The 15,182-nt window shown below is 69.1% G+C and carries 11 protein-coding genes; 9 read left to right on the plus strand and 2 right to left on the minus strand.

The window, feature by feature from the left end; genetic code table 11:
- The 4 genes from RIA68_09350 to RIA68_09365 all read left to right on the plus strand — a co-directional run bounded on the left by RIA68_09350 (window position 1) and on the right by RIA68_09365 (window position 8,599).
- Window positions 1-1,185, plus strand: a complete 1,185-nt coding sequence (locus tag RIA68_09350; protein ID MEQ8317648.1) for a hypothetical protein — start codon at window positions 1-3, stop codon at window positions 1,183-1,185.
- Window positions 1,178-2,434 (plus strand): DNA repair exonuclease, encoded by a 1,257-nt coding sequence (locus RIA68_09355; protein ID MEQ8317649.1) that lies wholly within the window; start codon window positions 1,178-1,180, stop codon window positions 2,432-2,434. The genes RIA68_09350 and RIA68_09355 overlap by 8 nt, the downstream gene beginning before the upstream one ends.
- Window positions 2,434-5,592 (plus strand): hypothetical protein, encoded by a 3,159-nt coding sequence (locus tag RIA68_09360; protein ID MEQ8317650.1) that lies wholly within the window; start codon window positions 2,434-2,436, stop codon window positions 5,590-5,592. The genes RIA68_09355 and RIA68_09360 overlap by 1 nt, the downstream gene beginning before the upstream one ends.
- 169 nt (window positions 5,593-5,761) lie before the next feature.
- Window positions 5,762-8,599, plus strand: coding sequence for a GC-type dockerin domain-anchored protein (locus RIA68_09365; protein MEQ8317651.1), 2,838 nt, complete (start codon window positions 5,762-5,764; stop codon window positions 8,597-8,599).
- Between the two features lie 72 nt (window positions 8,600-8,671).
- Here the strand turns inward: RIA68_09365 and RIA68_09370 are convergent, their stop codons facing one another.
- Window positions 8,672-9,988, minus strand: a complete 1,317-nt coding sequence (locus RIA68_09370; protein ID MEQ8317652.1) for a DUF2254 domain-containing protein — start codon at window positions 9,986-9,988, stop codon at window positions 8,672-8,674.
- 386 nt (window positions 9,989-10,374) lie between these two features.
- On the opposite strand from RIA68_09370, the gene lysW reads away from it, so the two are divergent.
- The 5 genes from lysW to RIA68_09395 are packed head-to-tail and all read left to right on the plus strand — an operon-like array spanning window position 10,375 to window position 14,458.
- Complete coding sequence (gene lysW, locus RIA68_09375; protein MEQ8317653.1) at window positions 10,375-10,611, plus strand: lysine biosynthesis protein LysW; 237 nt, start codon at window positions 10,375-10,377, stop codon at window positions 10,609-10,611.
- A gap of 39 nt (window positions 10,612-10,650) precedes the next feature.
- Window positions 10,651-11,535, plus strand: a complete 885-nt coding sequence (gene lysX, locus RIA68_09380) for a lysine biosynthesis protein LysX (protein MEQ8317654.1) — start codon at window positions 10,651-10,653, stop codon at window positions 11,533-11,535.
- A complete protein-coding gene (gene argC / locus RIA68_09385; protein MEQ8317655.1) occupies window positions 11,532-12,560 on the plus strand; it encodes an N-acetyl-gamma-glutamyl-phosphate reductase in 1,029 nt (342 codons plus the stop codon). Before lysX ends, argC begins: the two co-directional genes overlap by 4 nt.
- Window positions 12,561-12,569: 9 nt before the next feature.
- The gene (locus RIA68_09390) at window positions 12,570-13,370 is read left to right on the plus strand and encodes a [LysW]-aminoadipate kinase (GenBank protein ID MEQ8317656.1); all 801 of its coding nucleotides are present in this window, start codon (window positions 12,570-12,572) and stop codon (window positions 13,368-13,370) included.
- Window positions 13,367-14,458 (plus strand): [LysW]-lysine hydrolase, encoded by a 1,092-nt coding sequence (locus RIA68_09395; protein MEQ8317657.1) that lies wholly within the window; start codon window positions 13,367-13,369, stop codon window positions 14,456-14,458. The genes RIA68_09390 and RIA68_09395 overlap by 4 nt, the downstream gene beginning before the upstream one ends.
- On the opposite strand, the gene RIA68_09400 is transcribed toward RIA68_09395, so the two are convergent.
- Window positions 14,433-15,182: a pyridoxine 5'-phosphate synthase gene (locus RIA68_09400; GenBank protein MEQ8317658.1), complete on the minus strand. Its 750-nt coding sequence runs from the start codon at window positions 15,180-15,182 to the stop codon at window positions 14,433-14,435. The two genes, RIA68_09395 and RIA68_09400, sit on opposite strands and share 26 nt — an antisense overlap.

Here is a 15,182-nt window from a genome sequence, read left to right on the forward strand (position 1 = left end):
ATGGCCGGGCCCCGCGCTCCATCCGCCCCAACTCGAACGTCGCCGCTGGCCGCCCTGGGCTGGGGCTTCTACCTGGCCGTGTCATGGACGTGGGTCATCGGCATGATCCTGCCAGCGCTCATGCTTCGTGACTTCGGCTGGTGGGGTCTGCTCGTATTCCTCGCGCCGAACGCCATCGGCGCGGCGCTCATGGGCACGATGCTGCGGAACGCCGAAGCAGCGCAACGGCTCCGACTGAAGCACGACGCGGCGGTACGCCGGTTCTCGATGGTGACCATCGCGTTCCACCTGTACGTGCTCGGCGCCATCGCCCTCGCGATGGACGGCTTCCCGACGATCGCCGGACAACCGGGCGTGCTCGTCATCGCGGCGGTGTTCGCGCTCGCGCTTCTGGCCGTGCGGCGGTGGCTCGTGGCCGCCACGCTCGTGTGGCTGGCGAGCGTCGGGCTTGCAGTCGCATACCTCGCACTTGGAGAATCGACAACGCTCGATGTCCGAGCATTCGCGCAACCAGGGTCGCTCGACCTGCTGATGCTCGCTCCCGTCGTCGTCTTCGGCTTCGCGTTGTGCCCGTACCTCGACGCGACGTTCTTGCGTGCCAGGGCCGCGACCAGCCCGGCAGCCGGGCGCGCGGCCTTCGCGTTCGGATTCCTCGGGCCGTTCGTGGTCATGATTGCCTTCACCGTGCTCTACGCCCGAGCGATCGTCTCGGGCGACGGCGTGGGATGGACGCTCGTGCTCGCGCACCTTGCCCTGCAGGGCGGCTTCACGCTGGCCGTTCACCTGCGAGAGTCGAAGCTCAGGATGACCGAGCGCGGCCTGACGCTGGGCCTCACGATCGCGGCGCTCGCGGCCGTATGGATGTTGCCGGCCGGCCCCATCGCCTGGGCCGACGGCATGCTCGCGTGGGAGGTCGTGTACCGACTGTTCATGTCTGCGTACGGCCTCTTCTTCCCGGTGTACGTGCTGTACGCCGTCGTTCCGGATGCCCTGAAGATGGGACCGCTGCCGCGCGCGGGACGTGCGATCATCGCGATCGCCATCGCCGCGGTGCTGCCGATGTATTCGCTCGGGTTCATTGCCCGGCAGGAACAGTGGCTGCCGCTGGCGTTCGGCCTGGTGCTCGGCGCCGCGTTCGTGACGTTCGCGATGCGTCGCCGCGCCGCGGAGCCGAGCGATGGCTGAGGCGCGATTCCTGGCCGCGGCGGACCTGCACCTGGGCCGGACCATCGCCAGCCTGCCGGACGCGCTGCGCGACCGAGCCCGAGAACTCGGCCCGTTCGGCGCCCTCGAGCGCATGGTTGACCTCGCACGCCGCGAGCGCGTCGACGCCGTGCTGCTGGCCGGCGACGTGGTGGACGACGACGGCGCGTACTTCGAGGTGTTCGCCGCGCTGCAAGACGCCGTGGCGAAGCTCCGCGGCATCCCGATGATCGCCGTTGCCGGCAACCACGACGCCCGCGTGCTGCCCCGGCTGGCCGACGCCATCGACGGGCTCACGCTGCTCGGCCCGGGCGGCACGTGGCAGGGCCGCACCATCGATACGGCGATCGGGGGCGTCGAGGTTTTGGGCTGGAGCTTCCCGGCCCCCCACTGCAACAACTCGCCCTTCGAGACGCCTCCGCCGCCGAGATATGGCCCGCGCGTCGGCTTACTGCACGGCGACGTCGATGTTCCCAAGAGCGTGTATGCACCATTCCGCCCGGCCGACCTGCGTGAGCACGCTGCCGACGCCTGGTTGCTCGGCCACGTACACGTGCCGTCGCACGAACGCCTCGGAAGCAGTGCCCCCAGCGGCTACCTCGGCAGCGCCTGCGGGCTCGACCCGGGAGAGCCCGGCGCCCGTGGCGCCTGGCTGGTACGACTCGACGGGTCGCGTACGTCGCTTGAGCACCGCCCGCTCGCACCGATCGCATGGGCCAACGTCATGGTCGAATGCGGCGCGCTCGATTCCGCGTCGCTCGACGTGGCTCTCCAGCGCGAGGCCGAGAACGCAGCATCGGAGTTCCCCGGCGCATCGGCCATCGGCGTGCGCATGACGCTCATCGGCGAGAACGAGGCCTGGCGAGATCTCCACGCGAAGGCCCGTTCGGTCGACGTCTCAAGGCCCTGGCACTACGCCGGTAGCTGGGTGTTCATCGATGAAGTAGTCACGCGTGTCACGCCGCCGCTGCCGCTCGAGCAACTCGCCGCGGAGCGCACCGCCGCCGGCCGCATCGCGGGGCTCATCCTCGACCTGCAGCGCGGCGAAGCCGACGCGCTGGTTGGCACCGCGACCGACGAGTTCGCCACGATCGCGAGCAACCGATACCTCCGCCCGCCGGACCTCGGCGAGCGGAGCTTCGTGCTGCCCGATGCACGGGAGACGCTCGTACGCGAAGCGCGTGCGATGCTGGGCGAGTTGCTCGCCCAACGCGGCGAGGAGGACGGCTGATGCGCGTGCAACGCATCGACATCCTCGCCAGCAAGGGCATCAACCCCGGGTTCGACGTCGACGGCTTCGATGCGCACCTGACGATCATCGAAGGCCGAAACGAGTCTGGCAAGAGCACGCTCGCGGGCGCCATCCGTGCCCTCCTCTGGCCCGATCGGCATCCGAGCCTGCGGGCGCGCGGCGCCTTCGAGCTCGATGGCAAGGCGTTTCACTCGTACGTCGAAACGCACGGTGGGGGCTGGCAGGGAGACGCTCCAACCCTGCCCGACGCCAGCGCGGGGCGCGGCATCATCGTCGGCATCGGCGATCTGTGGACCGACGACGCGCACGACCGAGCCATCCAACAGGCGATGACGCGCGAGCTCCACGGCGGGTTCGACCTGCACGTACTGCACGAGGCCGCCGAGCCCAAGACGCCCACGGCCCCGCGGCGAGACGCGGAAGCAGCCGAGCGAGCGCTCAACGCCGCCCGCTCGGAAGCCGCATCGCTCATGGCCCAGGAAGCGCAGATTCCAGGGCTGCAAGCCCGTGCCGGCTCCTGCCGCGAGCGGGCGGCCCAGGGCCCGCTGGTACGAAGCGCGCTCGAGCGGCTCGACGTGCTTGAGGAACTCTCCGAGTTGCACGCCCGGCTCGAACGACTGCCGCCGGGCGCCCGGCGCGTCGCAGGCGACGAGGGCCAGCGGCTTGCCGAGATCGACCGACGCCTCGACGACGAGGGAGAAGCGATCGGTCACGAACGCGACAGAGCCCTCGAAGCCCGGCAGCAGATCGACCGGCTTGGCTTGCCTGAGACCGGCATCGACGCGGGCGCTCTCCAGATCTTGGCCGGACTCGAGAGTGAACTGCTGGGCCTCGAGCGGCAGCGAGGCGATGCCCAACGCCGGGCAGCCGAGATCCAAGCCAAGATGGATGCCGTGCCCTCCACGATGCAGGCGCTCGACGACGCGGCACTCGCCCAGCTCGAGGCCGCGCTCAACGCCGCCCACGAGGCGCGCGAGCGACGGACCCGCGACCTCGCGGCCGCCGAAGCAACCGAGCCGCAGCAGCCGCAACGCGTCTCACGCGCCTTCGCGGTCGTGACGATCGCGTTCGTCGCGCTCGCCGGCGTCGCGGCGGGCTTCGAGCAAGCCTGGATCTCGGCGGCCCTCGCGGCCGCGGCGCTGGTCGGCGGCCTCGCAGTGCTCGTCCGCGGTTTATCCACGACGCCGGATGGCTCGGAAGCACCGATGGCCCGGGCCGAGCGCAGCGAGGCGGCGTACCAGACCGCACTCAGTCGAGTGCGCGCGATCGCTGGGGACGACGAGGCGATCGTCTCAACACTGGCGGTCGCGACGGCGGCCGATCGTGCAAAGCGACTCGATGCCCTGCGCGCCGATCTCCTCGGCGCGCGGGCGGGCGTGGAGTCTCTCGGGTCGCAATGCGAAGCGCTGTTGGATCGAGCTTCTCGTGTGCTGGCGGAGTACGCCGTTCCGGCGTGTACGAGCCTTGATGAATTGAACCGCGTTCGTGCGCATCTGGAGGCGCAGCAACGCGAGTACGAACGCCTGACAGGAGTCGTGTCGGAGGCCGATCGGTTGCAAGCCCAGGGCGAGCATCGTCGTGCCCTGGCGCAGCGACAACGAGACGAGTTGCTCGCGCGGATCGGGCTTCCCCAAGACCGCCTGGAAGAACTGGCCGAGTGGCTCCGATTGCGCGACGAGGCCAACACGCTGGCCGATGAGATCCGGCGGCGCGAAGCCGTGCTGGACCGCCTGGACGCATCTCTTGCGGACGCCGGAGATCTTCGCGAGCTCGCAGGCGCGGCGCTCGACGAGCGTCGCCGCGCCTGCGAGGCGGCAGCCTCCGAGGCAGACTCGCTGCAGCACAAGGTCGGCGAGATCGAGGGACAGGTCCGAGCCGCGCGCGGCAAGGCGGACATCGCGAATGCACTTGCCGAGCTCGAACACGCCGCACGGCGCGTAGCCGAGGCGCGCGACGAGGCCTGCGCCAAGGCGGCCCGCAGGCTGATCCTCGACCACGCCGTCGCGAGCGTGCAGGGCGACGACGTGCCCGCCATCGTCCAGCTCGCCGATCGGTGGCTCGCCCAGTTCACGGCCAACGCCTACGGCCTACGCATCGAGCGCGGCGAGGCGGTGGTGTACGACCTGCGGAGTGGCATGGAGAAGAGCTACGACGCCCTCTCCACCGGTACGCGGGCCCAGGCACTGCTGGCGATGCGCATGGCGGGCGCGATGGACGCCGAGCGCCGGATCGGCGCATCGCCGCTGCCGCTCGTGCTCGATGAGCCGCTGGCGACGACCGATGACGCGCGATTCGAGGCCGTGTGCCGATCGATCTTCGAGCTCGCTCGCGAGGGTCGGCAGTTGGTCTACCTCACGTGCGACCCCGGGCACGCGGCGAGGCTCGAGCGGCTCTCGAGCACACACCAGCTCTCGTGCACGCGTCTCAACCTCGACGAGGAGCGCGGTCGGCAGGCCGCAGCCCGCGTGCCCGCTGCGGCGCTGCTCGAGCCCAAGCCCGGTCCCTCGCCCGACGAGATGCCCCGCGAGGCGTACCTGGAGGCCATCGGCGTGCGCCCGATCGATCCCTGGCATGGGCCGGATGGCATCGATCTCTACCACGTGCTGCGCGACGACCTCGCCACGCTGCACGCGTTGCGCGAGCGCGAGATCTCGACCATCGGCCAGGTCCTCGCACGCCCCGAGCTCATCGATCGCCCAGAACTCGTCGAGGCGTGCCGCTGCGTCGACCGGCTCGTTCGCGGTTGGCGGCGCGGGCGGGCTCGGCCAGTGACTGCTGGCGACATCCTCGATTCTGGCGCGGTCTCCGCGGCGTACCTGGATCGCGTGCTCGAAGTGGCCCGTGAAGTCGGACACTCCGCCGACGCCCTTCTGAACGCCATCGACTGCGGCCAGGTCAAGGGTTTCCGCAGCAACAAGGCTGACCAACTCCGGGCCCACTTTTCGGAACAAGGCTTGCTTCCCGATGCTTCCATCATGTCGAGGGCTGAACTGCTTGCCGAGGCACTCGGGGACGATGTTATAGGTACTTCGCACCACGGTGGATCCCCGCTTGCTGGCATTGCGAAGCACGTGCTGGACGTACTCGATGCATCGGATGGAACCGGCGGTGAAGCGCTGGCCGAACAGCGAGCGTAACCCTCATGACGCGCGAGCCCGACGCGCCGCGGCGATGGCCAATGCGTGGGCTCGTGGTACTTTGATCAAGCGGGCACGCCCGCGACAGGCTCCTCTGAGCAAAACCCGAACGCAGATCCCTCTGCCCAGGGTGCTTGCATGGACGAGGGCCATCCAGGGAGGTTTCGATATGCATTCGAAGATGGGACTCTTGCTGGCATGCGGCCTGGCGGTCGGGCTGACGGCGACGCTGACGCTCGCCGATCAGGCGCTCGAAGGCCCGGCGGTGACGCTGCAGGCACAGAGCGGCGACCACCCCACGCTCGCCTTCGACGGCCGGCCATTCCACGACGCGGCGGGCGCCGTCGTTGGCCTCGAGCAGGCAAGGGTTCCCGGTAGCGATGCCGTGCTGATCGCCTGGAAGGAACTCACGCCCCAGGGCGAGGTCGGCTACAGCGCCATCTCGCTTCGCGGCGATCGCATCGATCGCGTGTCGCAGACGGACAACACCATCCGCCTGCGTTACGCCGAGTTCGACCCCGACGTGTTCACGCCCGCCGTGCCGGGCGACCTGTCCGCGACCGCGGGCAACGACGCGTACGTCGTCCAGTTCATCGGCCAGCCCGTGTGGGCAGCCGATCAGGCCCTCGAGGCCGCCGGTGCCACGATCCTTCGGCCGCTGCACGACCACGCCCGCATCGTGCGCATGGACGCCGACGCGAAGGCCGCCGTCGAAGCGATGGGCATCGTCCGCTGGGTCGGTGCGTACCACCCGGCCTACAAGCTCGAAGAAGAGATCCTCCAGCCGCTGATGCTCGGCGGCTCGTTCGCCGACTTCGGCGCGCGCTACTCGATCGAGCTCCTGACCGACGGCGAGGCAGCCATGGACCGCATGGTCCAGCGCATCGCGGAGATGGGCGCGACGGTGGAACTGACGGTGCCGCAGGTCGGCCGACTCGAGGCGACGCTGACGCCCGCCCAGATCCGCATGGTCGTCGCAGACAGCGACGTGCTGTTCATGGATCGTTGGCAGGCCCCCGAGACCGACATGAGCATCGCACGCTCGATCGGCGGGGCCAACTACATCGAGGGCATTACGGGCTATTCGGGCGAAGGCGTGCGGGCCGAGGTCATGGACAGCGGCATCCGCCAAGATCACCAGGAGTTCGCCGCCAGGCCGCCGCTGATGCACACGAGCTCGAGCATCGACAGCCACGGCACCAGCACGTACAGCATCAACTTCGCGCAGGGCGCTTCGGGCTCGGCCCGCGGCATGGTGCCCGACGCGCAGGGCATCTTCGCCAGCTACAACTTCACGGGCAACCGCTACTCGCACACGGCCCAGCTCATCAACCCCTCGCTGCCGTACCGCGCCGTGTACCAGTCCAACAGCTGGGGCAGCGGCCTGACCACGACCTACACCACCAGCAGCAGCGAGATGGACCGCATCATCTTCGATCAGGACATCCTGATCACCCAGAGCCAGTCGAACCAGGGCAGCCAGCAGTCTCGCCCGCAGGCCTGGGCCAAGAACATCGTGTCGGTCGGCGGCGTCTTCCACCGCAACACGCTGTCGAAGGCCGACGACTGCTGGTGCGGCGGCGCGAGCCGGGGCCCGGCCTCCGATGGCCGCATCAAGCCCGACCTCACCCACTTCTACGACTTCACGCGCGCTGCGACGAGCTCGAGCCGCACGGCGTACACCGAGTTCAGCGGCACCAGCGGCGCCACGCCCATCGTGGCCGGTCACTTCGGCGTGCTCTTCCAGATGTGGAGCGAGGGCGTCTTCGGCAACCCGACCGCGGGCGGCGACGTGTTCGAAGAGAAGCCGCGCTTCACGACCGCCAAGGCCCTGATGATCGCCTCGGCCGAGCCGTACAACTTCACCGGCACCAGCATCGGCAACGACAAGGCTCGCGCCAAGCAGGGCTGGGGCATGCCCGACCTGCGTTCGCTCTACGACGGCCGCGACCAGATCTTCGTCGTCGACGAGACCGACGTCATCGAGGAACTCGACATCGCGGTCTATCCGCTCAAGGTGCCCGCCGGCACGCCCGACCTGCGCGCGACGCTGACGTGGGCCGACCGCCAGGGCACGACCTCGAGTACGGTGCACCGCATCAACAACCTCGACCTCAAGGTCACCTCGCCTACGGGCCAGGTCTACTGGGGCAACAACGGCCTCAACGGCGGCATCTGGAGCACGCCAGGCGGCTCGGCCAACAACGTCGATACCGTCGAGAACGTGTTCGTGCAGAACCCCGAGGCCGGCACGTGGACCGTCGAGGTCATCGCCGCCGACCTGAACACCGACGGCCACCGCGAGACCACCGGTCGCGACGCCGACTTCGCGCTGGTCGTCATGGGGACCGACGGCCTGGCCGCCGCGTTTGAGCTTCCGTTCGAGGACGACTTCCCGAGCCTCACGCTCGATACCGAGAAGTGGATCGAGGTCTCGGGCAGCGTGGCGCCCACGACCCTGGGCGTCAATCCGCCCAGCGAGCCCTACAGCGTGTTGCTCTTCAACGATTCGACGCTCGCATCGGCCCGCATCAACGCACCCGCGACGCTGCTGCCCGACATGCCCGTCGAGGTTGCCTTCCACAGCCAGCACCGCGGCGTCGAGAGCGGCAAGGTGCTTGACGTGGACTACTTCAGCAGCTTCCTGGGCGAGTGGCGCGACCTGACCGAGATCGTCTCGAATGGCGTCGACCAGTCCACCTTCGTCGCCAGCGCGACCGAGATTCCGCTCGACGCCTACGGCGACGGCTTCCGCGTCCGCTTTGCCACGCCGGGCAGCGATGCCTCGGACCAGTGGTACATCGACGACGTCCGCGTGCGGATCATCAGCGACGATCCGACCTGCCGGGCCGACCTCGACGGCGACGGCGAGCTGACCATCTTCGACTTCCTCGAATTCCAGAACCTCTTCGCGATGGGCGACCCCGCCGCCGACTTCGACGGTGACGGCGAGCTCAACATCTTCGACTTCCTCGCGTTCCAGAACGAGTTTGCCGCCGGCTGCTAATCCCGCCGCGACGAACGACGACAACTCGAATGCACACGGAGCCCGGGTTCGCACCCGGGCTTCGTTCAATTATCAATCAGAGCGGCCGGCCAGGCGTTGGCGGAGCGCCGAGACGGCTTCGTCGATCGCCGCGCAATCCTCGGCCTGCTCGATCGTCGCGTCGGCCTTGGCCTTAACAAGATCGAGTTGCTCGGCGATCACGCCATGCCGTTCGGGGTCGCTCGTACGCTCCGCGATGGTCGTCAGGCCCGCAACGAGGGCTTCGAGCGTCGCAACGTTGCCGCCGGCATTCTGACGGATCTGGTCGAACGCATCGCCGAGTAGATCCCCGAAGCCCAAACGTGCGGCGATGAATCGCACTTGGCCGTCCTCGACGCGGTAGTCCTCGGGCATGCGTCGCTCGGCGATCCTGGCTATCACGGCCGTCAAGTTCTGGACGCAACTCACGGCGGTCGTCGTGTCGTTGATGCCGGGGCTGAGTGCCTTCAACGCCACGTCGACGATCTGCCGGATGCCATAGCTGGCGTCCTGTACCAGCGTCCGCTCTCCACCGATCTTGAAGTAGCCGAGGATCTGCTTGCGGACGTCCTCGTCGGGCTCGCCGGTATCACCCAGCGAAACGAGAGGCGAGCCTTCGATGTTGAACCGACCAACCGGGCACTCCATGCGAATGACGCACCCGTGCTCGGACGCATAGTCCACGAGCCCGTTGCCATCGACCGACTGCAGGTAGCCGGTGCGATTCGCCGGGATCGCATGCCACGTGGTGTCCTCTCTCGGAAGGGGCGGCGGATCATCCTCGGCGGGTTCCCCCACGTGTTCTGGAAAGAGGCGATCGACCGAGGCGAGCGTCTCGGCCGTCGCGGCAAGGATGATCTGCTCTGCTTGGATCGACTTGGCGATGTGGTGGATGAAGAAGATCAGGCACGCGATACCCACGAGCGCGAGCACGACCGCAAACAGCACGGCGCCGACGGGCACGAAGCTGTATGCTTCGCCTTCGCTGATCGTCCGCAGGATCCACAGGCAATACACGAAGATGCCAACGAAGGCCCCGAGCACCGATTGGTTTGCTCGATCGCGCATGAAGTTCCGCAGGATGCGGCTGGTGTACTGGCTCGACGCCAGCGTGAGCGCGACGATCGTGATGCTGAAGGCCACGCCCGCGATCGAAATCATCGAGCCCGCGGTGGTCGCCAGCACGCTCCGTGCCCCCGCCGGCCCGACGGCGAAGATCCGGGGCCACGACTCTTCGAGCTCGTCGATCGACAGCAGGTGATCGAGCTCGATCATGCCCTGGGCCAGCAGGATCGACCCGAGCACGAACAATGAGGGCACGAACCAAAGGCTCGTCCGCAACACGTCCCAGAACAGTCGAAGATGTCTCATCGGCTCAACGATACACCTTCGGGTCCGCCGCGAATCGACGAGGTCCAGCGCGCTCCAGGCCGATGACTGACGTGCCCGGTCGCTTCAGGCGCAGTGTCCTCGATGCCGCCGCGTGCCGGACGCTCCACGGCCTCCTCGACGCAGAGAGCCAGGTGGTGGAAGTCCGCTCAACCGCTTGACTCGATTCGGCCGATGGGGATCATTGTGCACATGAGCGATCGCCACGCCATCTGCTGCAAAGCCAAAGCCCAGGGAACCAAACCCTCCGGCGATGGTCGCGTGCGCGTCCGCTAGATCCACCTTGTGAGCAATTTGCAAGGCCCGCCGGAACCCTTCCGGCGGGCCTTTTTCGTCGTGTCTTCCTGGTTTTTCGAAGGAGCATCAGCATGTCCCAAGTCGCCCCCCAAGCCGCCATCCCCAGCGCCACCCCCACCACCGACCCCGCCACCGAGGTCCTGACCGCCACCTGCCCCGAGTGCGGCTCGACCATCACCTTCGCCCGCGCACCTCGCCGCCACGAGCTCGTGCGATGCCCCGACTGCGGGGCCGAGCTCGAGGTCACCGGCGTGTCGCCCATCACGCTCGCACTGGCCCCCGAGGTCGAGGAAGACTGGGGCGAATGAGCGAAACCCGACACCACGGTCACGTTCCGGAGCCACGCCATGAGACTGACACTCCTGCACACCCGCATCCGCGTCGAGGAGCGTCTGCTGCTCGACGAGCTCGAGCGTCGCGGCATAAACGCCGAGCTCGTGCACGCCGATGAGGCCGTCATCGACCTCACACATCGGCACGAGCCGGCGAACGAGCCCCACGTGTTGCTCGACCGGTGCCTGAGCCACAGCAAGGCCCTGGCCATCGTGCGTGCGTACGAGAGCCGCGGGGCGATCTGCATGAACCCCTCGGCCGTCACGCACGCCTGCGGCGACAAGCTGCTGACGACCCTGGCGCTCACCGACGCGGGCGTGCCGTCGCCGCGCACCATCGCGGCATTCGGCGCCAATGGCGCCGTCCAGGCTGCGGAGCAGCTCGGCTACCCGGTGGTCATCAAGCCCTGCGTCGGCTCGTGGGGACGCATGGTGGGCCGCCTGAACGACCGCGACGCGCTCGAGGCCGTGCTCGAGCACAAGCTCACGCTCGGCGGGCCGCAACACGGCGTGGTGTACCTGCAGGAGCTCGTCCGCAAGCCCGACCGCGACATCCGCGCCTTCGTCGTGGGCGGGCAGGCCATCGCCGCCATCATGCGCCACGGCGACCACTGGATCACCAACACCGCGCGGGGCGGGCGGGCGGAGGGACTGCCCGTCTCGCCGGCGTTGGACGACTTGTGCCGGCGCGCCGCGGTCGCCGTGGGCGGCACCGACGCGAGCCTGCTCGCGATCGACCTGATGGAGTGTCCCGACCGCGGCCTGCTCGTGTGCGAGGTCAATTCGACGATGGAGTTCCGAAACTCGATCGAGACGACGGGCGTCGACATCCCGGCTCGCATCGTCGACCACGTCGTAGGCGTTGCCGAGGCCGAGAACGCCCGGGCGGTGGTGGCATGAGCATCCGGGTGGGCATCGTCGGCGGCGCGGGATTCACGGGAGGAGAGCTCCTGCGCCTGCTGATCGCGCACCCGCACGCCACCATCGCCTGGGCCACCTCGCGCGGGCGGGCGGGCTGGCCCGTCTCGGCCGTACACCCCAACCTCCGCGGCGTGCTCGACCTGTCGTTCATCGATCCCGAAGAGATCGATCGCGTCGACGTGGTCTTCCTCTGCCTACCGCACGGCGAGACGGCAAGCAGCATTGAGCGATACGCGGCGCTCGCCCACCGCGTGATCGACCTCAGCAGCGACTTCCGACTCCGCGACCCCGACCTCTACCAGCGCACCTACGGTCAACCGCACGCGGCTCCAGAGTGGCTCGACCGCTTCGTATACGGGCTGCCCGAGGTCCACCGCGAGCAGCTCGCCGACGCACGGTTCATCAGCGGCGTGGGCTGCAACGCCACGGCCATGAACCTCGCGCTGCTGCCGCTCGCCCGCTCGGGCGTCATCGACCGCGTCATCGCCGACGTCAAGGTGGGCTCGAGCGAGTCGGGCGCCGAGCCCAGCGCCGCGAGCAACCACGCCGAACGCAGCAATGCCCTGCGCACGTTCGCCCCGGTCTCCCACCGCCACGGGGCCGAGGTCGAGCAGGCCTGCGGCAGCTTCCCGCTGCACGTGACCGCGACTACCACCGACCTCGTGCGCGGCGTGCTGGCGACGTGCCACGTGCTGACCAACCGCGAGCTCTCGGACCGGGAAGCCTGGCAAATCTATCGAGACGCGTACGCCGACGAGCCGTTCGTCCGCATCGTGCGCGAGCGTCGCGGCCTGTACCGCTTGCCCGAGCCCAAGATCCTGGCAGGCACGAACTACGCCGACGTGGGCTTCGTGATCGAGCCGGGCGCCAACCGAATCGTCGCACTGGGCGCCATCGACAACCTCGGCAAGGGCGCCGCCGGCAGCGCCGTCCAGTCAATGAACATCGCCTGCGGCTTCGACGAGGCCGCCGGGCTCGCATTCCCCGGCTTGCACCCGGCGTAGGAGCACAGCATGATCGTGATCAAGATCGGCGGAGCCGAGGGCATCGGGCCCGGGCACGCGTGCGACGACATCACCGAGCTGGTCGCAGGCGGCGAGCAGGTCGTCGTCGTCCACGGCGGCTCCAACGAGACCAACACGCTCAGCCAGCGATTGGGCATCGAGCCGCGGTTCATCACCAGCCCCAGCGGACACTCGAGCCGCTACACCGATGCCGCCGCCATCGACGTCTTCCAGATGGCGTGCCGGCGGCTGAACGCGCGCATCGTGCGGCTGCTGCGTGAGCGCGGCGTCGACGCCGTGGGCCTGAGCGGCATCGACGGCGGGCTGTGGACCGGCACGCGCAAGGCCGCCATCCGAGCGGTCGAGAATGGCGTGACGACCATCATCCGCGACGACCACAGCGGCCGCATCGACCGCGTCGACGCTGCCATGCTGCGCTCGCTGCTTCAAATCGGCAAGGTGCCCGTGCTCTGTCCGCCGGCCATCAGCCACAACCACGAGCCCATCAACGTCGACGCCGACCGCGCCGCCGCCAAGACCGCGGGCGCCTTCGCGGCCGACACGCTCGTCATTCTCTCCAACGTGCCGGGCCTGCTGCGCGCCTTCCCGGACGAGTCGACGCTCGTGCCCAGCCTCGCCCGCAGCGAGCTCGACGCCGCTATCGAACTGGCCCAGGGCCGCATGAAGCGCAAGGTGCTGGCCGCCGGCGAAGCAATCGACGCGGGCGTCGCACGCGTCGTGCTGGCCGATGCCCGCCGCGAGCACCCCATTCGCCGCGCCCTCGAAGGACAAGGAACCGTGCTGGCATGAACGCCTCCGACCACGACGCCATCGCCCTGCTCCGCGACCTCGTCGGCACGCCCAGCGTCTCGGGCAACGAGCACGAGGCCGTGCTGCTGCTCGCGCAGCGCATGAACGCCCTGGGCCTGCGCGCCCGCATCGACGAGGCCGGCAACGCCGTGGGCGTCATCGGCAGCGACGCGCCCGACGCGACCGAGATCCTGCTGCTGGGGCACATCGACACCGTGCCGGGCCACGTCCCCGTCCGCATCGAGGACGGCGTGCTCTGGGGCCGCGGTTCGGTCGACGCCAAGGGCCCGCTGTGCGCCTTCGCCGCCGCCGCGGCGACGGCCGACCTGCCCGACGACACACGCGTCGTCGTCATCGGCGCCCTCGGCGAAGAAACACCCTCGTCGCCCGGCGCATCGTTCGTGCGCGATCGCTACCGCCCCGCCGCCTGCCTTATCGGCGAGCCCAGCGGCTGGAACCGCTTCGCCATCGGCTACAAGGGCCGGCTGCTCGCGCACGCGTCGTTCGTGCAAGACTCGGGCCACAGCGCCGGGCCGATCGGCTCGGTCGCCGAAGCGGGCATCTCGTGGCACCGCCGCATCGCCGCGCACGTCAACGAATGGAACCTCGGCCACGAGGGCAACTTCGACACCATCCAAGCCAACCTGCAACGCTTCAACACGAGCAGCGACGGCCTTCGCGATACCGCGCTCCTGACGCTTGGCTTTCGCCTGCCGACCTGGATCGAAGCGGCGGAGCTCGAGCAGTGCATCCGCGGCATCTCGCCCGACGCCGACCTGCGATTCGAGGGACACGCCGCCGCGTACCGCGGGCCACGCACGAGCCCGATCGCGAGCGCGCTCTCGGGCGCCATCGGCTCGCTCGGCGGTCGCCCGACCGCCACCGTCAAGACCGGCACCAGCGACATGAACACCGTCGCCGACGCGTTCGGATGCCCGATCGTCGCCTACGGGCCCGGCGACAGCACGCTCGACCACACGCCGCACGAGCGGCTCGACCTGGGCGAGTACCTCCGCGCCATCGAGGTGCTCCGCCAGGCCATTCCAGACTTGGCCGAAACCCTCAGCCCCGCACGCTGCGCGACATGACCTTCTTCATGTCGGCGACCGCAACCCGGAAGCCGCTGTAGATCGCCCTGCTCACGATTGCGTGGCCGATGTGCAGCTCTTCGACGCCCGGTAGCGCCGCGATCGGGCCGACGTTGTGGTAGTTCAAAGCATGCCCGGCGTTGAACCGCATGCCTTTGGCAGCAATCTGCGCCCCGGCGTGCGCCACGGCCTCGAGCGACGCCGACAGCTCCGTCCGCCGGAAGTCGCCCCCGCACCGAGCCCAGGCGTGCGCATATGGCCCGGTGTGCACCTCGCACACGTCAAAGCCCGCGGCGTGGGCCGCCTCCACCTGCGTCAGCACCGGATCGATGAACGCGCTGACGATCAGCCCCGCGTCCTTGAGCCTCCGGACCACGCCGGTCAGCGCGTCGAGTTGGCCCGCGACGTCGAGCCCGCCCTCGGTCGTGACCTCCTGGCGGCCCTCGGGCACCAGCATCGCCGTGTGCGGCGTGAGATCGCAGGCGAAGTCGACCATCGCGTCCGTCGCGGCCATCTCCAGGTTCAGGCGCACGTTGACGGTGTCGCGCAGGCGCCGCAGGTCGTGGTCCTGCACGTGGCGGCGGTCCTCGCGCAGGTGGGCCGTGATGCCGTCGGCCCCGCCCAGCTCGGCCTCGTGGGCCGCGCGCACCGGGTCGGGTTCCACGCCCCGCCGCGCCTGGCGGACGGTGGCCACGTGATCGACGTTGACGCTCAGCTGCACCAT

This window comes from Phycisphaerales bacterium (assembly GCA_040217175.1).
Lineage (GTDB): Bacteria > Planctomycetota > Phycisphaerae > Phycisphaerales > UBA1924 > JAHCJI01.